The organism is Pseudoxanthomonas mexicana (assembly GCF_046736355.1).
Lineage (GTDB): Bacteria > Pseudomonadota > Gammaproteobacteria > Xanthomonadales > Xanthomonadaceae > Pseudoxanthomonas_A > Pseudoxanthomonas_A mexicana_B.
On sequence record NZ_CP157201.1, the window covers coordinates 576,880 to 600,186 of the forward strand.

General features: G+C 71.0%; 8 protein-coding genes and 1 pseudogene. 7 read left to right on the forward strand and 2 right to left on the reverse strand.

The window, feature by feature from the left end; all coding sequences use genetic code 11:
* Positions 1–128: 128 nt before the first annotated feature.
* The 3 genes and pseudogenes from AAG688_RS02505 to AAG688_RS02515 all read left to right on the forward strand — a co-directional run.
* Positions 129–431, forward strand: a pseudogene (locus AAG688_RS02505) (peptidase T); the annotation flags it as partial.
* Between the two features lie 546 nt (positions 432–977).
* Positions 978–1,934, forward strand: coding sequence for an isoaspartyl peptidase/L-asparaginase family protein (locus tag AAG688_RS02510; RefSeq protein WP_411834917.1), 957 nt, complete (start codon positions 978–980; stop codon positions 1,932–1,934).
* 147 nt (positions 1,935–2,081) lie between these two features.
* Entirely contained in the window at positions 2,082–2,834 is a 753-nt protein-coding gene (locus AAG688_RS02515; protein WP_411833796.1) for a hypothetical protein, read from the forward strand.
* Positions 2,835–2,925: 91 nt separating this feature from the next.
* Here the strand turns inward: AAG688_RS02515 and AAG688_RS02520 are convergent, their stop codons facing one another.
* Positions 2,926–5,625: an EAL domain-containing protein gene (locus AAG688_RS02520; protein WP_411833797.1), complete on the reverse strand. Its 2,700-nt coding sequence runs from the start codon at positions 5,623–5,625 to the stop codon at positions 2,926–2,928.
* A 120-nt stretch (positions 5,626–5,745) separates the two neighbouring features.
* Positions 5,746–6,711 (reverse strand): LysR family transcriptional regulator, encoded by a 966-nt coding sequence (locus tag AAG688_RS02525; protein ID WP_411833798.1) that lies wholly within the window; start codon positions 6,709–6,711, stop codon positions 5,746–5,748.
* A 105-nt stretch (positions 6,712–6,816) separates the two neighbouring features.
* Between AAG688_RS02525 and aceB the strand changes: the two genes are divergently transcribed.
* The 4 genes from aceB (at position 6,817) to AAG688_RS02545 (ending at position 23,301) form a co-directional block, all read left to right on the forward strand.
* Positions 6,817–8,445 (forward strand): malate synthase A, encoded by a 1,629-nt coding sequence (gene aceB, locus AAG688_RS02530; RefSeq protein WP_411833799.1) that lies wholly within the window; start codon positions 6,817–6,819, stop codon positions 8,443–8,445.
* A 97-nt stretch (positions 8,446–8,542) separates the two neighbouring features.
* On the forward strand, positions 8,543–9,880 hold the full coding sequence (aceA, locus tag AAG688_RS02535; protein ID WP_411834918.1) for an isocitrate lyase: 1,338 nt from the start codon (positions 8,543–8,545) through the stop codon (positions 9,878–9,880).
* Between the two features lie 462 nt (positions 9,881–10,342).
* A complete protein-coding gene (locus AAG688_RS02540; protein WP_411833800.1) occupies positions 10,343–19,891 on the forward strand; it encodes an SdrD B-like domain-containing protein in 9,549 nt (3,182 codons plus the stop codon).
* A gap of 44 nt (positions 19,892–19,935) precedes the next feature.
* Positions 19,936–23,301, forward strand: a complete 3,366-nt coding sequence (locus tag AAG688_RS02545; protein WP_411833801.1) for a hypothetical protein — start codon at positions 19,936–19,938, stop codon at positions 23,299–23,301.
* Positions 23,302–23,307: the final 6 nt, after the last annotated feature.

The window sequence follows — 23,307 nt, forward strand, 5'->3', positions numbered from 1 at the left end:
GGTTCGCCGCCGCGCTGCTGTGCCTGTGCTGGCTGCCGCCGGCCGTCGCCGCTCCCGGCTACCAGCGCCACCTCGTCGGCGATCCCGCACTGCCGACGCCGGGCGCGGTCGCGCCGGGGCTGCTGCTGATGGGCGGCGGCGACCGCAACCACGACGCGCTGCGCTGGTTCCTGCGCAAGGCCGGCAACGGCCACGTGGTGGTGCTGCGCGCTTCGCTGGGCGGCGAGATCGGCGAGGAGTTCCATGACGAGGTCGGCGGCGTGGCGTCGGTGGAGACCTTCGTGTTCGACGATCGCGCGCCGGCCAGCGACCCGGCGATCCTCGCGCGGCTGGCCAAGGCCGACGGCATCTTCATCGCCGGCGGCGATCAGTCGCGCTACGTCCGCTTCTGGAAAGGCACGCCGCTGGCCGCCGCGCTGGACGCGCACGTGCGCGCCGGCAAGCCGATCGGCGGCACCAGCGCCGGCCTGGCCATCCTCGGCGAGTTCGTCTACGGCGCGATGGACGGCGGCAGCCAGCGCAGTCCCGCCGCGCTGGCCGATCCGCTCGGCCCGGCCAACACGCTGGAGACCGGTTTCCTGCACGTCGACCTGCTCAAGGGCGTGCTCACCGACACCCACTTCCGCGAGCGCGACCGCCTCGGCCGCCTGATCGCCTTCCTCGCCAAGGCCGAGACGATGGCCGGCGGGCGCGCGCTGATCGGCCTGGGCGTGGACGAGAGCTCGTCGCTGGCGGTGGAGGCCGACGGCACCGCGCGCGTCTACGCCACCGACGGCGACGGCGGCGCGACGGTGGTGCGCGGCGGCTTCGCGCAGGCGCAGCAGGCCGGCCGGCCGCTGCGGCTGGCGCGCGTGGAGACGATCGGCGTCGGCCCGCGCTCGACCCTGTACCTGCCGGAAGGACGGGTCGACGCGCCGGCCTTCCGCCGCGCCTGGCGGGTCGAGGACGGCCGCCTGCTGGCCGCCGACGTGGCGCCGATGCTGGTCATCCACGGCGGCGCGGGCGTCACCCGTGACAGCATCGACGCCGGCGAGGCCGAGGTCGCGCGGCAGGCGCTGATGCAGGCGCTGCGCGCCGGCCACGCGCAGCTGCTGGCCGGCAAGCCGGCGCTGGAGGCGGTGACCGCCGCGGTCGCCGTGCTGGAGGACGCGCCCAGCTTCAACGCCGGCCGCGGCGCGGTGTTCACCCACGACGGTCGCAACGAACTGGACGCGGCGATCATGGACGGCGCCAGCGGCCGCGCCGGCGCGGTCGCCGGCGTGCGCACGATCCGCAACCCGATCCTGCTGGCGCGCGCGGTGATGGAGCAGTCGCCGCACGTGATGATGGTGGGCGAGGGCGCCGAGGCGTTCGCCGCCGCGCAGGGCATCGAGCGCGTGGATCCGTCCTGGTTCCGCACCGAGAAGCGCTGGCAGCAGCTGCAGAAGGCGCTGCGTGAGGAGGCGGCGAAGCAGGCCCACGCCGACTTCGACACCGCCCGCGCGATCGGCACGGTCGGCGCGGTCGCGCGCGACGCGCAGGGCCGGCTGGCCGCGGCCACCTCGACCGGCGGCATGACCAACAAGCGCTACGGCCGCGTCGGCGACGCGCCGATCGTCGGCGCCGGCACCTATGCCGACGCGCAGTGCGCGGTGTCGGGCACCGGCTGGGGCGAGTACTACATCCGCGCGGTGGCCGCGCACGAGATCTGCGCGCGCGTGCGCTACGCCGGCCAGGACCTGCGCGGCGCGGCCATGTCGGTGATCAACGACGACATCCCGCGCGCCGGCGGCGACGGCGGCGCGATCGCGATCGACGCCGACGGCGGCATCGCCCTGCCGTTCAACACCGAGGGCATGTACCGCGGCTGGATCGGCGCCGACGGCGTGCCGCACGTGGCGATCTTCGCCGACGAGGCGCTGGAGGAGCCGGGAGATCGTTCGCGTATCAAGTAGGATTCGGCGTGGGGAGCGGCGATCCACGATCGTCGGCGCGGGTTTCGTCCATGCGTGCGTCCGGATCCTGCCGGGCCTTCCCCGATGCCGGCGCGCGGTTTTTCCGGCGCGCGCACTTTCCACTCGAACACACGGGGCAACCGATCGATGAATGAAGAACAGGGCGTGGTGGTTCAACTCAGGCGGCAGAATCGCCTTCTCAAGGCGCTGCTGTGCACGAGCGGCGCGGCGCTGGCGGTCGTGCTCCTGGTCGCCGCCAAATCCCCTGCCGACAAGGCCAGGTTCACCGAGATCGACGTCGAGCGCATCAACATCGTGATGCCGGACGGGCGCAAGGAAATGGTGCTGGCGAACCGGAACAGGCTGCCCGAGCCCGTCATCGATGGCCAGGAAGTGAAGACCGGCCGCGCCAGGCCCGGCATCATCTTCTTCAACGAGGTCGGCGACGAGAACGGCGGCCTGATCTTCGACGGCAAGCTGGGCGAGAACGGCAAGCCGGTCGCCGGCATGCATTTCTCGATGGACAGGTTCGGTGGCGACCAGCAGCTGGCGCTGGGCCACTACGAAGGCAACGGCACGATGGAGACCGGCCTGAACATCTACGACCGCGGCCTCCACAAGGAATACGGCCCGCTCTTCGAGGCCTACACCAGCGCGCCCGAAGGCGAGGAGAAGGCGCGCCTGAGGCAGCGCTGGATCGAGGCCGGTGGCCAGCAGACCAAGCGGGTGTTCGTCGGCAAGACCCGCGGCAAGTCCTCCGCGGTCATCCTGGCCGATCCGCAGGGCCGCCCGAGGATCATGATGCTGGTGTCGCCGGACGGCAGCCCGATGCTGAACTTCATGGACGAGGCCGGGAACGTCATCCAGAGCCTGCCCGAGAAGAACGTTTCCGCGCGCTAGGAGGCCTCCTGTTCGCGCTTGACGGGCGACCCGGCGCCGCGCGCCGGGCCGCCCGGTTGCGTCCCGCGCCGCCCGCGTGCAGGCGGGCGCCTCAGCGCGGCAACGGCTGCAGCGGCGCGTGCTCCATCCGCTGGAACTGCACGCGCTCGGGCCGGTGCAGGCCGAAGCCCTGGCCGTAGTCCACGCCCAGCGTGTGCAGCAGATCGGCGGTGTGGCGGTCGCCGACCCATTCGGCGACCACCTTGAGCCCGAGCTGGTGGCCGATCTCGGCGATCGCGCTGACGATGGTGCGGCTCATCGGCGCGCTGTCGAGGTCGCGAATGAAGCTGCCGTCGATCTTGATCAGGTCCACCGGCAGGTTCTTCAGGTAACCGAACGAGGACATGCCGGCGCCGAAGTCGTCCAGCGCGATCCTGCAGCCGGCGCCGCGCAGCCGCCCGATCACGCCGACCACCTTGAGCAGGTTGCGCACCGCCACGGTCTCGGTGATCTCGAAGCAGAGCTTGTCCGGCGAGACGCCGTAGTCGTCGATGCAGGCGAGGATGAAGTCGGCCAGGTCCTCGTCCTCGATGCTGGCCCCGGAAAGGTTGATCGCCACGCAGGCCGGGCGCTGGCCTTCGGCGTGCAGGCGCGGGAAGTTGGCCAGCGCGGTGCGGATCACCCAGCGGTCCAGCGTCGGCATCAGGCCGTAGCGCTCGGCCGCCGGCAGGAAGGTGCCGGGCGGCACGATGCCGCCGTCCTCGTCGCGCAGGCGCAGCAGCAGCTCGATGCCGGAATCGCCGCCGCGGCCGTCCAGCGACAGGATGCGCTGGTAGTCCAGCAGCATGCGGTCCTGCTCGATCGCCCAGCGCAGCCGGTTGGCCCATTCCATCTCGCCGTGCCGGCGCGTGGTCTCCTGGTCCTGGCGGTACAGGTGCACGCGGTTGCGGCCGTTCTCCTTGGCCTGGTAGCAGGCGGTGTCGGCCCAGGCCAGCACGTCCTTCAGCGACGGCTCGCCGTGGTCGATGGTGACCACGCCGATGCTGGCGCTGATGGTGTAGGTGCGGTCCTGCCAGGCGAACATCAGCGCCTCGATGCAGGTGCGCAGGCGCTCGGCCAGCGCGCAGGCGCCCTGCGCGTCGATGCGGAACGCCATCAGGCCGAACTCGTCGCCGCCCAGCCGCGCCAGGATGTCGCCCTCGCGCAGCTGCTGGCGCATCGCCAGCGCCAGTTGCGCCAGCAGCTGATCGCCGGCCATGTGGCCGGAGACGTCGTTGATCAGCTTGAACTGGTCCAGGTCGATGTACAGCAGCGCGCACGGCGGGCTGTCGGCGCTGCGCTGCGATAGCGCCTGCTCGACGCGACGCTCGAACTCGCCGCGGTTGAACAGCTCGGTCAGGGCATCGTGGCTGGCCTGGTAGCTGAGCCGCTCGGTCAGCTCGCGCTGCTCGGACATGTCGGTGGCGACCATCAGCAGGTGCGGCTCGCCGGCCAGCACGATCCGCGCGATCGAGGTGTTGGCCCAGAACGCATGCCGGCCGGGGCTGTGCATCATCGCTTCCAGGTTGGTCCATTCGCCGCCGGTTTCCTCCTCGGCGATCAGCCGCTGGCGCAGCTGCGGATCGGCGAACAGCGCGGCCAGCGGCTGCCCGGCGACGTCGCCCAGGTGCCGGCGCGCGGCCTGGTTGGCGTAGCTGATGGTGCCGGCGGGACCGCGCGCCAGCAGCACCAGCGCCGGCAGCAGTTCGTTGAGCGCGCGGAAGCGCGCCTTGCTGTCGCGGTAGCGCTGGCCCATCTGCCGGCCCAGCGTCACCGCGCGCAGGCGGGTGGTGGCCAGCGACCACAGCAGCAGCGCCAGCAGCAGGCTGATGGTCAGGCCGACGGCGACGATGATCTTCAGCGCGGTGGTGTCCAGCGGATGCGGGCGCGGCACCAGTTCGATCACCCAGCGCCGGCCGCCGAACGCCAGCTCGCGCGGGTAGGACGCGGTCGCGGCTTCGACTTCGGCGCCGGAATCGTAGAAAGAGGCGTCGTCGTCGGCGGCGGCGTCGCGCACGCGCACGCGGAAGGTGTCCAGCACCGCGCCGTCCAGCGCGCGCGCGATCAGCGGCTGCAGCCGCAGCCCCATCGCCAGCGCGCCGATCTCGCGCTCGCGCCGCGCCTGCACCGAATCCGGCATCGGGCCGTTGGAATAGACCGGCAGGCGCACGGTGATGCCCAGCGGATCCATGCCGGCCGGGGTGTTGGGGCTGAGGTCGAACGGCGCGGACATCACCACCGTGTCGGTGTCGCGCGCCTGCCGCAGCGCGCGCAGGTTGGCCGGCTGCAGGACCATGTCGAAGCCGAGCAGGCCGCTGTTGCCCGCACGCGGCGCGACCAGCGCGTAGCGGTAGGACACCGCCGTGGAGGCATCGCCGCCGCGGCGCGGCGCGTAGGCCAGCGACGAGTACAGCGGGCGCGGCAGCGGGCTGCGCAGGTTGTGGTGGAACTGCTCGAACTGCCGCGCGTCGATGCGGTCGTTGGACAGGAACACCGTCTGCATCGCGCGCAGCACGTCCGAGGCCTGCCGCAGCGGCGCATGCAGGCGCTCCGGCACGGTGTCGGCCAGCGCCTGCCGCGCCTGCTCGCGCTGGCGCTGCTGGTCGCGCCATTCGCCCAACGCGATCCAGCCGGTGATCAGCGTGCCGGCCAGCATCACCGTCGCCGCCCACAGCAGCGGCGATATCCGCGGCGGGCGCAGCGTCCGCCAGACGGCGCTTGCGCCGCGGCGGGGGTCTGGCGGGGGCTTGCCTGTTTCCACCTGGGGATCCATTGGATGACGATCAGGCCGCGCGCGTCCTCCCGGCGGGGAGTCGCGCACGATGGCCCGTAACGTGGGCTATCGGCGGCGGCATGCCGATCTTGATCGGCGGCGCCCGCCGGAGCCGCGCGTTCAGCGCTCCGAATGCCCGGATTCGTCGTATTCGCGGCGGACGAACAGGTCCGGCTGGATCAGCTCGATGAAGGCGCGCGCCTGCGGCGATAGGAACTTGCCCTTGCGCACCACCACCCCGTAGCTGCGCGCGGGGAACCACTGCGCCAGCGGGCGGGCGGACAGGCGTTCGCGGTCGCCCTCGCCCAGGCAGATCGAGCTGACGATGGAGATGCCCATGCCCATCGCCACGTACTGCTTGATGACCTCCCAGCCGCCGACCTCCAGCGCCACCGTGTACGGCACCCGGTGCTGCTGGAACACCAGGTCCACCAGCCGGTAGGTGATCTGGCGCTTGGGTGGCAGGATCAGGCCGTACGGCGAGATGTCCTCCAGCCGCAGCGGCGTCTTCTTCGCCAGCGGGTGGTCGGGCGGGGTGATCAGCAGCGGCTCGAAGCGGTAGATCGGCGCGTAGCTCAGGTCGGCGGGCACGTCGGTCATCGAGCCGACCGCCAGGTCCACCGCGTCCGAGCGCAGCAGGTCGGTGCCGTCGGCGGTGATGGCGTTGTGCAGGGTCAGCCGCACGTCCGGGTGCTGGGCGCGGAAGTGTTCGACGATCCTCGGCAGCAGGTAGAGGATGGTCGAGCTGTTGGCGGCGATGTTGAGCTCGCCGGCGTCCAGCCCGCCCAGCCTGTCGCGGAAGCTGGCTTCCAGGCCGTCGATGCCCTCGACCAGCGGCTGCGCCAGCTCGAACAGCAGCTGGCCCTCGCGGCTGGGCGCCAGCCGCCGGCCGCTGCGCTCGAACAGCCGCACCCCCAGTTCCCTTTCCAGCGCCTGCAGCTGCAGCGAGATGGCCGGCTGGCTGACGTACAGCGCCTCGGCCGCGCGCGAAACCGACCCCAGCCTGACCGTCTGGCAGAACGCCCGCAGCGGTTTCAGGCGGTCGGACTTGTACGGAAATCTCAATGCTGGCGGGGACTTGGACATGATTTCAATTGATATAAGTCATGCTTATTTAATGCATTGATAAAACTGCTTTGTCAAATATCATGCTGCAGCGCACGGTGAATTCACCCCATCCGGATGAAGCCCATGTCCGCCGCCGCCCATGCCATCGCCACGCCGTTCCCGTCCCCGCGCCGTCCTACGCCGGGCATCACCCTGACCGCCGGCCTGTCCGTCCAGGCCGAACTGCTGCCGCCGGCCGCGCTGGCGCTGCTGGTTTCGCTGCACCGCGCCATCGAGCCGGAGCGCCAGGTGCGGCTGGCCGCGCGCCGGCGGCGGCAGGCGTTCTTCGACGGCGGCGGCCTGCCCGATTTCCGCGACGACACCCGCGCCATCCGCGAGGGCCAGTGGCAGGTCGCGCCGATCCCGCAGGCGCTGGCCGACCGCCGCGTCGAGATCACCGGCCCGGTCGAGCCGAAGATGGTCATCAACGCGCTGAACTCCGGCGCCCGGGTGTTCATGGCCGACTTCGAGGACTCGACCTCGCCGACCTGGAAGAACCTGCTGGCCGGCCAGCGCGCGCTGATCGGCGCGGTGCGCGGCGACCTGACCTTCGACGCCGCCGGCAAGCACTACGCGCTGCGCCCGCACGAGGAGCAGGCGGTGCTGGTGGTGCGCCCGCGCGGCTGGCACCTGGACGAGAAGCACGTGCTGGTCGATGGCGCGCCGATCGCCGGCGGCCTGTTCGACCTGGCGGTGTTCGCCTTCCACAACGCGCGCGCGCTGGCCGCGCGCGACCGCGGCCCGTACTTCTACCTGCCCAAGCTGCAGTCGATGGAGGAGGCGGCGCTGTGGGAGACCGCGCTGTCGCACATCGAGGCCACGCTGGGCCTGCCGCAGGGGCAGATGAAGGTCACCGTGCTGATCGAGACGCTGCCGGCGGTGTTCGAGATGGACGAGATCCTGCACGCGCTGCGCGATCGCATCGTCGGGCTGAACTGCGGGCGCTGGGACTACATCTTCTCCTACATCAAGACCTTCCGCCGGCACGCCGACCGCGTGCTGCCCGAGCGCGGCCAGGTGACGATGAACCAGCCGTTCCTGAAGGCGTATTCGGAACTGCTGATCCGGACCTGCCACCGCCGCGGCGCGCACGCGATGGGCGGCATGGCCGCGCAGATCCCGATCAACGGCGACGAGGCCGCCAACGAGCAGGCGCTGGCGCGCGTGCGCGCCGACAAGCTGCGCGAGGTCAGCGCCGGCCACGACGGCACCTGGGTCGCGCACCCGGCGCTGATCCCGGTGGCGCGCGCGATCTTCGACGAGCACATGCCGCAGCCGCACCAGCACGGCGTGCTGCGGCAGGACGTGGCGGTGACCCGCGACGACCTGATCCGTCCCTGCACCGGCACCATCACCCGCGCCGGCTTCGAGAACAACGTGGAAGTCTGCGTGCGCTACCTGGCCGCCTGGCTGGATGGCAACGGCTGCGTGCCGATCCACTGGCTGATGGAGGACGCCGCCACCGCCGAGATCGCGCGCACGCAGATCTGGCAGTGGCTGCACACCCCCGACGTGCACCTGTGCGACGGCGCCCAGATCGACCATGCCCTGCTCCAGCGCACGCTGGCCGCGTTGCCGGCGCGGCTGGGCGATGCGCAGAAGCTGCCGGGCGGCGCCCGCGTCGCCGAGGCCATCGCGCTGCTCGACGAACTGAGCCGCGCCGACGAACTGGCCGAGTTCCTGACCCTGCCCGCATATGCGCGCATCGATTGAAGAAGCCGGGATTCGGCATTCGGGGGACGGGATTCGTCACCGCCGCCGAGCTGCTTCCTGCAAGACCCATTGAATCCGCATTCCCCACCGGAGAAGCATCATGACCAGCAAAGAGCAACAGATCGCCGCCATCCAGCAGGACTGGGACAGCAACCCGCGCTGGAAGGGCGTCAAGCGCGACTATTCCGCCGCCGACGTGGTGCGCCTGCGCGGCAGCCTGCAACCGGAGCACACCCTGGCCCGGCGCGGCGCCGAGCGGCTGTGGAAGCTGGTCAACGGCGAGGCCAGGAAGGGCTACGTCAACGCCTTCGGCGCGATCAGCGCCGGCCAGGCGATGCAGCAGGCCAAGGCGGGGCTGGAGGCGGTCTACCTGTCCGGCTGGCAGGTCGCCGCCGACGGCAACACCAGCGAGACCATGTACCCGGACCAGTCGCTGTACGCCTACGACTCGGTGCCGACGATGGTGCGCCGGATCAACAACACCTTCCAGCGCGCCGACGAGATCCAGTGGAAGAACATCTGCGACGGCAAGCTGGACGCCAAGGACGCGATCGATTTCTTCCTGCCGATCGTCGCCGACGGCGAGGCCGGCTTCGGCGGCGTGCTCAACGCCTACGAGCTGATGAAGAACATGATCGTCGCCGGCGCGGCCGGCGTGCACTTCGAGGATCAGCTGGCGGCGGTGAAGAAGTGCGGCCACATGGGCGGCAAGGTGCTGGTGCCGACCCAGGAGGCGGTGCAGAAGCTGCAGGCCGCGCGCCTGGCCGCCGACGTGCTGGGCGTGCCGACCATCGTGCTGGCGCGCACCGACGCCGAGGCGGCCAACCTGCTGACCTCCGACTTCGACGCCAACGATCGCCCGTTCGTCACCGGCGAGCGCACCGGCGAGGGTTTCTACCGGGTCAGGAATGGCCTGGAGCAGGCGATCTCGCGCGGCGTGGCCTATGCGCCGTACGCCGATCTGGTCTGGTGCGAGACCGGCACGCCGGACATCGGCTTCGCCCGCGAGTTCGCCCAGGCCGTGCACCGCGCCCATCCGGGCAAGCTGCTGTCGTACAACTGCTCGCCCTCGTTCAACTGGAAGAAGAACCTGGACGACGCCCAGATCGCGCGCTTCCAGGACGAGCTGTCGGCGCTGGGCTACAAGTACCAGTTCATCACCCTGGCCGGCATCCACATCAACTGGTTCAACACCTTCCGCTTCGCCCACGACTACGCGCGCGGGCAGGGCATGAAGCACTACGTCGAGCAGGTGCAGGAGGCCGAGTTCGCCGCCCGCGAGAAGGGCTACACCTTCGTCTCGCACCAGCAGGAAGTGGGCGCCGGCTACTTCGACGACGTCACCACCGTCATCCAGGGCGGCAGCTCCAGCGTCACCGCGCTGACCGGGTCGACCGAGGAGGAGCAGTTCTACGATCGGGAAAAGGCGGCCTGAGCCTTCCGCTGTCGTAACACCCCTAGCGACGCCGCCGGCGGCAAGCCGGCGGCGTCTTTTTTTGTGCGCCACGGCCCACGCGGCCATTGATTTTATCAATGGCTCGGAAGGCGGGGCGACGCTGCCACGATGTTTCCTGCTGGCCGGAATGCCCCCGTGCCTGCCCCAGTTTTCGCGGGTTTTTCAGCCAAACATGCCGCGGACGGCCGGCAACGGAAGGCGTGCGGGTCTGTCCCAATGCCGTCGGCGCAGCCGCTTTCGACAGGGCGCAAGACTTCCGTCGAATTGACCGAAATGTGACGGGGAATACAAAATATGCGTGCCGCCTACTGGGGATTTTCGTGATGGCGGCTCCATTCCAGTGCCGTGCCCGTTGAATCCCGTCCGATCGGTTGCGCCTGCAACAGGACGTGCGGGGCTTCTTCGCGTGCATGCCTGCAAGCGCGATCCAGGGGTAAGCGGGTGAACAAGAAGTTTTCAGCGGCGTTCGGCGCCATCCATGCCTGGATGAAGGCGGCACGGAACAGCATCCAGAATCCGGGCAAGCCGCGGCGGCGCCCGCCGGTGCAGGGCTGGACGCGGCTGGCAGGCGTCGCGCTGTGCCTGTCCTCGCCGCTGGCCTGGTCGGCCGACCTGCAGATCACCGATCTCTCCGATGCCGGCCATGACCCGCTGCCGTCGGGCAGCGCGGTGGTCTACAGCATCACCCTGGAAAACAGCGCCGGCGATACCGCCGCCAACGTCTACAGCATCTACGACCTGCCCACCGGCACCACCGCCGCCAGCCTGCCGGGCTTCTGCAGCGCCGATGCCGGCGTGCCCACCCGCATCGTCTGCAGCCACGGCGACCTGCGGGGTACCTTGTTGAGCGGCGGCCTGCCGGTGAGCTTCCAGATCGGCGTCAACACCGCCGGCGTGCAGCCCGGCTCGGTCACCATGCGCGGCGCGATCGGCTTTGGCGCCAGCCTGCCCGCGGCCGGCACGCCGATCAGCAGCCTGACCCCGGCCAGCGCCTTCTTCGGCGGCGACAGCAATACCAGCAACAACACCCGCACCGAGATCACGACGCTGACCAATTCCAGCGACCTGCGGCTGGAGAAGTCGGCCACGCCCGACTCGGTGGTGGGCGGCGCGGAGGTGACCTATACGCTGAAGGTGACCAACGACGGTCCCAGCGCCGCAACCAACTTCCGGGTGGTGGATACCCTGCCGGCCAACACCAGCTACGTGGCCGGCAGCGGCAGCGGCCCGGGCTGGACGTTCAGCACCGGCGCAGGCACGGTGACCGCCACCCACGCCGGCACGTTGGCGCTGGGCGCCAGCAGCAGCTTCACCCTGCGCGCCCGGGTCAACGTCGGCAGCGGCAACATCACCAACGGGGCGGTGGTGCAGGCGGGCACCGCGCCGGACACCCGGCCCAACAACAACAACGCCGAGGTCACCACCGCGGTGATCCCGGGCGCCGACCTGCGCCTGGCCAAGGCGGTATCGGCCAATCCCGCCGTTGCCGGCGATCCGGTCACCTTCACCCTGACCGCGCGCAACCTGGGCCCCAGCGTGGCGCAGGACGTCACCCTGGCCGACACGCTGCCGGCGGGCTTCGTGATCACCGGCGGCACCCAGCCGCCGGGCTGGAGCTGCAGCAACGATGCCGGCAACCGCACGCGCACCTGCACGCGCGCGTCCGCCATGCCGATCGGATCGGACGAGGTCTTCACCATCATCGCCACGGTGCCGTCGACCGGACCCAACAGCAGCGGCAGCGTCACCAATACCGCCTCCATCGCTTCTTCCGCGACCGCCGATCCGGTCTCCGGCAACAACAACGCCAGCGTCGGTTTCACCGTGCGTCCCGATGGCGCCGACCTGTCGCTGACCAAGAGCAAGACCCCGCTGCTGGTGACCACCTGGCGGGGCGAGAGCGACCCGCACCCGCTCGACAGCCGCATGACCTCCACCATCACGGTGACCAACGAGGGGCCGCGCGCGGCCACCGGCCAGGTGCAGGTGGTGGACGTGCTGGCGGCGGGCGAGGAATACCTGGGCGGTTCCGATTCCTGGACCTGCAGCGCCGACCAGCCCTATGCGGCGCCGCCCGCACGCCAGCACGTGACCTGCACCCTGGACGCCGGCTCGCTGCCGCTGGCGGTGGGGGGCACCGCGCCCACGCTGACCCTTACCACCCGCGCCCGCGCGCCCGGGCTGCTGGCCAACCGCGCCTGCACCGGCGGCACGGAAGGGACGCTGGAGCCGCTGACCGCCAACGGCGTCAACCTCGATCCCAACAACGGCAACGACTGCGAGGTCACCCCCGGCACCCGCGCCACCGCCGAGCGTGCCGACCTGGTCATCAGCAAGCAGACCAATGGCCCGGGCACCGGCGACAACCGCTTCACCATCAGCGACACCAGCCACACCTACACCCTCAAGGTGGCCAACAACGGCCCGGACGGCACTGCCGGCGTGGTCGTCAGCGACACCGTGCCCGGCTACATCAGCGGCCGCACCAGCGTGGCGGTGACCAGCCGGCCCTCGGGCTGGAGCTGCGCGGTCAGCGGCGCAACGGCGACGTGCGAGTCCGGCACCACGGTGCTGGCGAACGGGGCCGAGGCCGAATTCGTGCTGACCGTGAGCGGCCCGCTGCAGGACAGCATGAGCCGCGGCGCCGGGACCTGCGGTGGCGCCGCCACCACCGATGCCTGGTGCAATACCGCCACCGTCGGCATCGACGATTCCGAGCCGGGGGCGATCGGCCCGATCGTGCGCACCACCAACAGCGCTTCGGACTGGCTGCAGGTCGAGCGCACCGCCAACGTGCGGGTGACCGCCAAGAACATCACCTCGGGCAGTCCCGGCCGCGTCGGCGTCCACACCACCTACGTGATGTCCTATCTCAACCAGGGACCGTCCACGGTGCCGGGCGTGGTGTTCCGCGACGTGTTCACCCTGCCGGCCAACGATGCCGGCTTCGTGCTGATCTCGGCCGCGCGCAGCGGTGGCGGCGCCACTGCCTGCACGGCCACGGCAGGTCCCGGCGTCACCGCCTCGCCGGCCACCGGCGGCACTTCGTACTCCAACTCCAGCGCCGGACCGGCGCAGATCACCCTGACCTGCACGCCGCTGTCGATGAACAGCGGAACGACCCAGTCCCTGACCGTGGTCATCCGGCCCAACGTCAACACCGGCAATACCGGCCGCACGTTCACCAACGTGGCCGACTTCTACTTCGACCGCGATGGCGACGGCACCGCGGATTCGGCGATCGGCAGCGACGCCAAGGGTGGCTTCAACTACAACACCGACACCAGCGCGGCCGACGACAGCAAGCAGGCCACGCTGCCGTTCGAGCAGGGCCAGGTCGATCTCATCACCAACAAGGTGGACACCGGCTTCACCGGCGGCGTGGACCCGCTGGGCTACGACTCGACCGACGTCAACGCCAACCTCATCACCTACCAGGTGACGGTGCGGAACAACGGCCCCTCGCTGGCCACCGGCATGCGCATCGCCGACACCATCACCCCGCCGGCCGGGCGGACCGTGCGCTACATCGGCGCCGCCGCGACCCCGACGGGGCCGTTCGTCGAATCTGACTGCGCGGTGACCACCGGCAGCAATCCCACCACCGGCGCGGCGCTGGTGCTGGACTGCCTGATGCCGGGCATGGGCTTCACGCCCAACCAGCCGGGCGTGGTGGCCAGCGGGCAAACCAGCACGCTGTACCTGCGCTTCCTCTACGAGACCCCGCCGGCGGCTTCCGGCGACACCCTGGCCAACGTGGTAGTGGCCAGCGCCAGCGAAACCGACACCAACCTGGTCAACAACACGGCCACCCAGGAAACCACGATCCGTTCGCGCGCCGACCTGGCGGTGGCCAAGGCGGCGGTAGTGACGGCGCCCGACGGTGATCCGGGCATCGCCCTGCCGGCCAGCGTCGCCAGCGTGACGATCCGGCAGCCGTTCTTCTACGTGATCGAAGTGGAAAACCGCGGCCCCGGCGCCAGCCTGTCGCTGGACCGCAGCGGCAGCGGCCCGCTCAACGGCACCGGCACCCAGGTGATCGACACCCTGCCCAGTGGCCTGGTGGTCACCGGCGCCATCAGCTGGCGCAAGGACGGCCCGGCCGGCGGCAGCGATGTGCAGCACGCCGGCACCGGCACCTGCAGCAACGCCGCCGGCACCGTCACCTGCAACCTGGGCGACGTCACCGCCACCGGCCGCGTGCGCATCATCGTGCCTGCGCGCTGGGACAGCTATCCCAGCGGCGGCAGCGCCAACAACACCGCCACGGTCAGCACCGAACAGGTCGATCCGGTGCCGGGCAACAACAGCGTCACGGTGCCGCTGGCGGTGACCCGCTCCAGCCTGGCCGGCGTGGTGTTCCAGGACCGCGACCGCAGCGGCGGCAACGGCGGCATCCCGCAGGCCGCCGGCAGCGAGCCGCGCATCTCCGGCGTCACCATCAGGCTGACCGGCACCGACGCCTATGGCAATGCGGTGGATCGCAACGCGACCACCGATGCCAACGGCAGCTACACGTTCAACAACCTGGCGCCGTCGAACGGGGACGGCTACACCCTGACCCAGACCCAGCCGGCCGGCTACGTCAACGGCCCGATCGACCCGCCCGCCAGCGGCGGCAATGCGCCCTCGCTGGGCGGCACCTATGCCGCCGGCGCGCCCGATTCCAGCTACAGCGCCATCCCGGTCGGCGCCAGCGATACCGGCACCCGCTACCACTTCCCGGAAGTGCGCCGCCCGTCGTTGTCCGGCTTCGTCTACATCGACGCCAACTACAGCGACGTGCGCGACGCCGGTGACGGCGCCATCGCCGGCGCCACGATCGAACTGCTCGATGCCGCCACCGGCACCGTGGTGGCCACCACCACCACCAATGCCAGCGGCGAGTACAGCTTCACCAGCCTGGACCCGCGGGTGGCCTACACCCTGCGCCAGGTGCTGCCGGCGGGCAATTACCGCAACCGTCCCGCCGCGGTGAACCCGGGCCTGATCGGCGGCGCGGCCTGCGCCAGCGGCTGCATCGCGGGCACCGGCGTCGGCGGCGACGATGCCACGACCGACCGCATCGGCAATGTCGATCTGGGCGCCGGCCTGGACGGCACCGCGTTCAACTTCGGCGAGGATGCCATCGCCGCCCTGGGCGGCAGCGTCTACGTGGACCGCAACGGCAACGGCAGCTTCGACGCCGGCGATGCGGGCAGCGTCAATTCCAGCCCCAACGGCGGCCTGCAGGGCGTCACCCTCACCCTGGCCAGCGCCGGCCCGGACGGCATCTTCGGCAGCGGCGACGATCCGGCGCCGGTGACCGTACTGACCGATGCGAACGGCGCCTACCAGTTCACCGGGCTGGTGGTCGGCCAGAAATACCGCATCACCCAGACCCAGCCCGACGGCTACGGCAACGGCAGCCAGAATGCCGGCAACGTCATCGACATCGCCGCGCTGCCCGCGGCCGGCAGCACCGGCAACGACTTCGGCGAAATCCTCGGCTCGCTGGCCGGCGCGGTGTTCGAGGACTTCTCCGCCACCGCCGCCAGCAACAACAACGGCGCCTTCGACACCGGCGAGAATCCGATCGCCAACGCCACCCTGACCCTGAGCGGCACCGACCTGCAGGGCAACCCGGTCAATGCCAGCGTGCAGACCGATGCCAGCGGCAGCTACGTCTTCCGCGACCTGCTGCCGCCGCAGGCGGGCACCTCCTACACGCTCACCGAAACCCAGCCGGCCGGCTACATCGACGGTCGCCACACCGCCGGCAACGCCGCCACCCCGGGCAGCGCCAGCGCGCCCAACGTGATCGACGGCATCGCCCTCTCCGCCGGCCAGGCCGCCACCGGCTACCTGTTCGGCGAGCTGGCCAACGCCATCATCAGCGGCACGGTCTACCTGGACCGCAACGACGACGGCGACCAGGACGGCGGCGAACCCGGCATCCCCGGCGTCACCGTGGTCATCGAAGGCGCCGGCCTGGATGGCGTATACGGCACGCCCGACGACCCGGCCCCGGTCACTCTGACCACGAATGCCGATGGCGACTACAGCTACGGCGGCGCCATCACCGGCCAGGACTACCGCATCGTCCAGACCCAGCCGACCGGGCTGGCCGATGGCCGGCAGAACACGAGCAACACGGTCGCCCTCAGCAACCTGCCCGCGGCCGGTTCCAGCGGCAACGACTTCGGCGAACGGGCCGCGTCGCTGTCCGGCAACGTCTGGCTGGATGCCAACAACAACGGCGTGCGCGATCCGGGCGAGAACGGCATCGCCGGCGTCGGCGTGTCGCTGCCGGCAGGCACGGTGGACGCGCTGGGCAATGCGGTGGCGGCCGCGATCACCGACGCCAACGGCGACTACCGCTTCGGCGACCTGCTGGCCGGCACCTACACCGTGACCCAGCAACCGGCGCAGCCGGTGGTGGCCGGCGTGGCCACCCTCAACGGCACCACCGTGGCCGGCACCGTCGCCGGCGCCCCCAACGGCACCGCCACGCCGGTGGCCACCGTGCCCAGCGCCGTGTCCGCCATCGTGCTGCCGGCGGGCGGCGCTTCGGTGGACAACGACTTCGGCGAGACCCTCGCAGTGTCGCTGTCGGGTCGGGTGTTCTACGACGCCGACAACGACGGGGTGCAGGCCGGCGCCGCCGAGACCGGCATCGCGGGCGTGACGATCCGGCTGAGCGGCACCGACGACACCGGCGCGGCCGTCTCGCTGACCGCCCTCACCGACGTCAACGGCGACTTCGGTTTCGAAGGCCTGCGCCCGGGCACCTACACGGTGACCGAACCCGACCAGCCGGCCGGCACCAGCAACGGCCAGACCGTGGCCGGCAGCGTCGGCGGCGTCACGTCGGGCACGGCCACGCCCATCAGCACGGTGCCCAGCGTGATTGCCGGGGTGAACCTGACCGTGCCGGGCAGCGCCTCGGTGGACAACCTGTTCGGCGAGATACCGCTGAACAGTTCCATCGGCGGGCGGGTGTGGCGCGACGACGACAACGACGGCGTGATCGATGCTGGCGAAGTAGGCATCGACGGCGTGCTGGTACGACTGCAAGGCACCGATCTTGCCGGCAATGCGGTCAGCCGCGAAGTGACCACCCAGCCGGACGGCGGCTACGCCTTCACCGAACTGCCGCCGGGTACCTACGCCATCACCGAGCCGGAGCAGCCGGCCGGCACCGTCAACGGCATCACCGTGGCCGGCACCGGCGGCGGCACCGCCACGCCGCCGATCACCACGCCCTCGGTCATCACTGGCATCACCCTGGGCGTGGGCGAGGACGTGGAAGGCAACGACTTCGGCGAGATCCCCGTCGGCTCCATCTCCGGCCGCGTCTACAACGACGGCAACAACAACGGCGTCATCGACGCCGGCGAGCAGGGCTATGCCAACGTCGAACTGGTGCTGACTGGCACCAACGACCTGGGCGAAGCCGTCAGCGTCACCGTGATCACCGATGGCGAGGGCCGCTACCGCTTCGACGGGCTGCGCCCGGGCACCTACACGGTGACCGAGCCGACCCAGCCGCCGGAGACGCTCAACGGCACCACCCGCGCCGGCACCATCGACGGCACCGTGGTCGGCACGGCCACGCCGGTGAGCACCACGCCGTCGGCGATCAGCGGCATCGTGCTGCCGCCGGGCGGGCAGTCGGTGGACAACGATTTCGGTGAAATCGGCGACTCCCCCGACCTGGTGGTCAGCAAGGCCGCCACGCCGGCGATCTTCACCGTCAACAACATCGCCAGCTACACCCTGCGCGTGCGCAACATCGGCCAGCGGCCGAGCGAGGGCGAGTACGTGGTGGAGGATCGCCTGCCGGCCGGCGTGACCCTGGTGGCCACCCCGGAAGGCGGCGGCTGGACCTGCACCGGCGCGGCCGGCGACAACCGCTTCCGCTGCGCCAGCAGCACGGCGATCGCCGCCGGCGCGACCTCGCCGGACGCCATCGTGGCGCAGGTGCGCGTGGACGCCTCCGCGGCCGCCGCCTCGCCGGTGGAAAACGCGGTGCTGGTCGAGGGCGGCGGCGAGAACGAGTTCCGCATCCCCACGCCCGGCGAGCGCGCCGACTTCGAGGGCAATCCGGCCAACCTGCCGGTGTGCGACCCGGCGATCACCCAGAACGCCTGCCGCCTGCCCACCGCGGTGCAGCTGTCGGCGTCGCTGTCGGGCACGGTCTGGCTGGACCAGGGCGGCGGCTTCGGCGTGATCGACGGCGGCGATCGCCGTCTGTCCGGCTGGCGGGTGGAAGTGCTCGATGCCGGCGGCCAGGTCGTCGGCACCGCCGTCACCGGTGCCGATGGCGGCTATTCCATCGCCGACCTGGTGCCGGGCGTACCGCTGGACATCCGCTTCCGCGACCCGGCCACCGGCGCGGTGTGGGGCCTGCCGGTCAGCGGCGACACCCCCGCCGGGCCGCCGGTGCCCTGCAACGCCGCCGACGCCCTGGCCAATGGCGGCGCCAGTTCCTGCCGCAGCAACGAGGGCGGCAGCACCCGCCTGTCGGTGGTGCTGGCGCCGGGCGCCAACCTGCCGCAGCAGAGCCTGCCGCTGAACCCGGGCGGCGTGGTGTACGACGCAGTCACCCGCACCCCGGTGCCGGGCTCGCGGGTGACGCTGACGCCGGTCGGCAGCTGCCCGGGCTATGCGCCTGAACAGCACCTGCTCAACGCCACCCTGGGCGGCTACGCCATCCAGGGCGGCTCGGTGTCGATGACGGTGGGCGCGGACGGCTTCTACCAGTTCCTGCTGGGTCCGGACGCGCCGGCCTCGTGCCGCTTCCAGCTCGCGGTGACGCCGCCGGCCGGCTACACGTTCCAGTCGACGATGATCCCGGCGCAGACCTCGCCGCTGACGCCGCCGTCGACCCCGGGCGTGGGCTATCCGGTACAGACCAACGCCACCGCGCCGACCGGCCCGGCCGGCAGCGCGACTACCTACTACCTTGAGCTGACCCTGGGCTCGGGCGTGGCGGTGCCGGTGCACAACCACATCCCGCTCGACCCGCAGGTCGCGCCGGGACTGGTGATCACCAAGGTCGGCGACCGCAAGACGGTGGAGGTGGGCGACACCCTGCTGTACACCATCACCCTGCGCCAGACCGCCGGCGCGGCGCTGGCCACGGTCAACGTGATCGACCGCCTGCCGCACGGCTTCACCTACATCGACGGCAGCGCGCGCGTGGACGGCGCGGGCATCGCCAACCCGCTGGGCAAGCCCGGCCCGACCCTGGTGTTCGACGCCGGCCCGCTGGCGGTGGGCGCGCAGAAGACGCTCACCTACCGCGTGCGCGTGGGCGTGGGCAGCCAGCAGGGCGACGGCATCAACCGCGCGCGCGCCTACGGCTGCTCCATCGCCGGCGGCTGCGTGGATCCGGACACGCTCGCGCCGTACCCGGGCGGCGGCGTGGTGACGTCCAACCCGGCCGAGTACCGGGTGATCGTCAGCGGCGGCGTGTTCACCGACGAGGGCTGCGTGCTCGGCAAGATCTTCGTCGACTGCAACGCCAACCACGTGCAGGACCGCGAGGAACTGGGCATCCCCGGCGTGCGCCTGTACTTCGAGGACGGCACCTGGCTGGTCAGCGATTCGGAAGGCAAGTACAGCTACTGCGGCCTGCCGCCGAACAGCCACACGCTGAAGGTGGATCCGTCCACCCTGCCCACCGGTTCGCGCCTGACCACCAGCAGCAACCGCAACCTGGGCGATGCCGACAGCCTGTTCATCGACCTCAAGAACGGCGAGCTGCACCGCGCCGACTTCATCGAGGGCAGTTGCTCCAACCCGGTGATCGAGCAGGTCAAGGCGCGCCGTACCCAGGGCGAGGTGCGTGCGCCGGAGAACGAGCGCGGGCAGTCGCCGCTGCGTTTCGACAGCAAGCCGGCGCGCGCGCCGCGGCAGGCCACCGATTCGGCCGACCAGCGGCCGATCGTGGGGCCGAGGCCAACCGCCACGGATGCGGATGAAGGCAAGGAGGTGCAGCCATGAGCCGCTGCCTCCCACGCCCGTCGTCCCTTGCGGAAATCCAGTCCATGCCTGCCTCGCCCCGTCGCAACCTCCATCCGCTCGCACTGGCCCTGATGCTGGCGATGGCGCCACCGCTGGCCACGGCGCAGACCGTGTCCGGCGACCAGCGCTTCACTCCGGTGCTGGGCCAGGCCGCGCCGCTCTACCCGCAATCGCCCGCCAGCCCGGGACCATCCGCGCAGGTGCTGCACGCGCAGCCGGGCAACGTCGACTACGGCGTCAACGCCAGCGTCGAACGGGTGCTGGTGGAAGTCGATCGCGACGGCGTGCCGGCCGATGGCCAGTCGCCGGTCAAGGTGACGGTGCACCTCTACCAGGCCGATGGCAGGCCGATGCAGGGCGATGCCTTCGCCACCATCGAGCACATCGGCGGCCGCATCAAGCTGCCCGACGGGCGTACCGATGAACTGGGCCCGGGCCGCCTGGACGCCGACAAGGCCACCCCCGGCGTGCAGTTGCCGGTGCGTGGCGGCAAGGCCGAGTTCGAGCTGCTGGCCCCCCACGATCCGCAGGACGTGCTGTTGCGGGTGACCGCCGGCGGCCACAGCGCCGAGGGCGTGATCGGCTTCGTGCCGGAAATGCGCGAGCTGATCGCCACCGGCCTGATCGAAGGGGTCATCAACTTCCGCCGCAAGGGCGCCGGGCTGGTCGTCGACGGCCCGCGCGGCGACGGCTTCGAGCGCGAGATCCGCCGCTGGGAAAGGCAGTTCAACCGCGGCAAGGCCAATGGCGCGGCGCGCGCGGCGTTCTTCGCCAAGGGCCGCATCAAGGGCGAGTACCTGCTGACCGCGGCCTACGACTCGGACAAGGAAGTGCGCGCGCGGCTGCTGCGCGACATCCGCCCGGAGGAGTTCTACCCGGTGTACGGCGATGCCGCGCTGCGCGGCTTCGACGCGCGCTCGGCCGAGCGCCTGTACGTGCGCGTGGACAAGGACCGCAGCTACCTGCTGTACGGCGACTTCCAGACCGGCATCAACATCGCCACCCACAGCGGCGCCGATGCCGGCAGCCAGGCCGCCGCGCGCGTGCTGGGCACCTACAACCGCACCGCCACCGGGCTGGGCTGGCACTTCGAGAACGCGCGCGTGCGCGGCAACGTGTTCGCCATCGAGGACTCGCTGCGCCAGGTGATCGAGGAACTGCCGGCCGCCGGCAGCGGCCCCTACGGCCTGCGCAACAACGCCGTGCTGGAGGGCAGCGAGCGGGTGGAGGTGGTGGTGCGCGATCGCAACCAGCCTTCGCGCATCGTCTCGGTGCGGCCGCTGGCGCGGCTGGTCGACTACAGCTTCGAGCCGTTCTCCGGCCGCATCCTGCTGGCCAGCTTCCTGCCCGCGTTCGACAGCGACCTCAATCCGGTCTCGCTGCGCATCACCTACGAACTGGACCAGGGCACCGAGAAGTTCCTGGTGCTGGGCGCCGACGCCCAGTTGCGGGTGGGCGGGAACGGCGAGATCGGCGGCGCCTACGTCGACGATCGCAACCCGTTCGCCGCCTTCGAGATGGGCAGCGCCAACCTCGGCTACCGCTTCGGCGACAACACCTGGCTGGTGGCCGAGGCCGCGCGCACCCGCAGCGAGGTCAACACCAACAGCGTCAACCAGTACGGCACGCCCGCGCTGCAGGGCCTGAGCGGGCGGGTCGAGGGCGATGCCTGGCGGGTCGAACTGGGCCATGCCGGCAGGCGGCTGGACTTGAAGCTGTTCGCCGGCCGTTCCGATCCGGAATTCAACAACCCCGCCTCGCCGCTGTACGGCGGCCGCGGCGAATACAGCCTGGCCACGCGCTGGCGCCTCGGCGAGCGCTTCGAACTGTATGCCGAAGGCCTGCGCAGCGAGGACCGCAATCCCGACGGCGGCGAGCGCAACGCGGCCAGCGCCGGCACGCGGGTGAAGGTGACCGACAGGCTGACCCTGGACTTCGGTTACCGCGCCATCCGCGAGACCGTGGGCGCCTACTACACCTGGGCCACCGCGAGCGGCTACGGCCACATCGGCGGGCTGTCCGGCGGGTATGCCACCGGTGCGGGCGGCGGCGCGCTCGGGTTCGGCCAGCAGCCGCTGGATCCGCTGACCGGCCTGCCGATCATCTCCGGCGGCAATCCCAACGACGTCGCCAGCGGCCTGCCGGTGGGCACCGAGCTGTCCTCGGACATGCTGCGCGTCGGACTGGGCTACCGCGCCAGCGACCGCTTCAGCATCGGCGGCGAAGTCGAGCAGGACATCCACGGCGAGGACCGCAGCCGCGTCGCGCTGGGCCTGGACTACCGGCTGCGCGAGCGCAGCCGCGTGTACGGCCGCTACGAGAAGCAGACCGGCATCAGCGGCGTCAACGGCCTGACCCAGGACGGCCGCGAGGCCGACACCGTGGCGCTGGGCGTGGACACCAGCTTCCTCAGGGACACCCAGCTGTTCTCCGAGTACCGCCTGCGCGACGCCATCGCCGGCCGCGACATCCAGGCGGCTTCGGGCATGCGCAATCGCTGGGACCTGCGCGAAGGCCTGCGGCTGGACACCACGCTGGAGCACACCAAGGTCATCTCCGGCAACATCGGCGACTCCACCGGCGTGGGCCTGGCGCTGGACTACAGCGCCAACCCGCTGTGGCGCGGCGGCGTCCGCCTTGAGCACCGCATCTCCGACGACGTCGCCGGCACCCCGGCCGACGAGGGCTACAGCACCACGCTGCTGCAGTTCCTGGCCGCGCGCAAGCTGGGCCGCGACTGGACCGCGCTGGCGCGCAACTACCTGCTGCGCACCGAGTACGACGCCCGCGGCGACGTGCTGCAGGACCGCTTCCAGATCGGCCTGGCCTACCGCGACACCGACACCAACCGCGTCAACGCCCTGGCCCGCTACGAGTACAAGCTGGAGAAGGACGAGAGCGGCATGGACGGCTCCGGCTGGGGCCTGGACACCGGGCAGGACATCCGCAGCAGCGCGCACATCGTCTCGGCGCACGCCGACTGGCACCCGTCGCGGCCGTGGTGGCTGACCGGCCGCGTCGCCGCGAAGTGGCAGCGCGACAGCTTCTTCCATGCCGACACCGGCCGCAGCGACGACGAATTCCATGCCGTGCTGCTGTCCGGCCGCCTGGTCTACGACGTCACCGAGAACTGGGACATCGGCGTGCTGGGCTCGGTGTTCCGCGGCCAGAACGGCGCCAACCAGTACGCGCTCGGCATCGAGGTCGGCCGCCTGCTGCGGCAGAACCTGTGGCTGTCGGTGGGCTACAACGCCACCGGCTTCCGCGGCGACGCCGACCTGGCCGGCTACGAATACACCCAGCAGGGCGCTTTCATCCGCCTGCGCTTCAAGTTCGACGAAGACCTCTTCCGCAGGGAAGACGCCCGCTACCGCGATCCGGTGCGTTGAGGATTA

What these genes read in the sequence shown, in the direction of transcription:
- AAG688_RS02525 (WP_411833798.1), bottom strand. Translation starts at nt 6,711, where the DNA reads ATGTCCAAGTCCCCGCCAGCATTGAGATTTCCGTACAAGTCCGACCGC.
- AAG688_RS02545 (WP_411833801.1), top strand. Translation starts at nt 19,936, where the DNA reads ATGCCTGCCTCGCCCCGTCGCAACCTCCATCCGCTCGCACTGGCCCTG.
- AAG688_RS02510 (WP_411834917.1), top strand. Translation starts at nt 978, where the DNA reads ATGCTGGTCATCCACGGCGGCGCGGGCGTCACCCGTGACAGCATCGAC.
- aceB (WP_411833799.1), top strand. Translation starts at nt 6,817, where the DNA reads ATGTCCGCCGCCGCCCATGCCATCGCCACGCCGTTCCCGTCCCCGCGC.
- AAG688_RS02515 (WP_411833796.1), top strand. Translation starts at nt 2,082, where the DNA reads ATGAATGAAGAACAGGGCGTGGTGGTTCAACTCAGGCGGCAGAATCGC.
- AAG688_RS02520 (WP_411833797.1), bottom strand. Translation starts at nt 5,625, where the DNA reads ATGGATCCCCAGGTGGAAACAGGCAAGCCCCCGCCAGACCCCCGCCGC.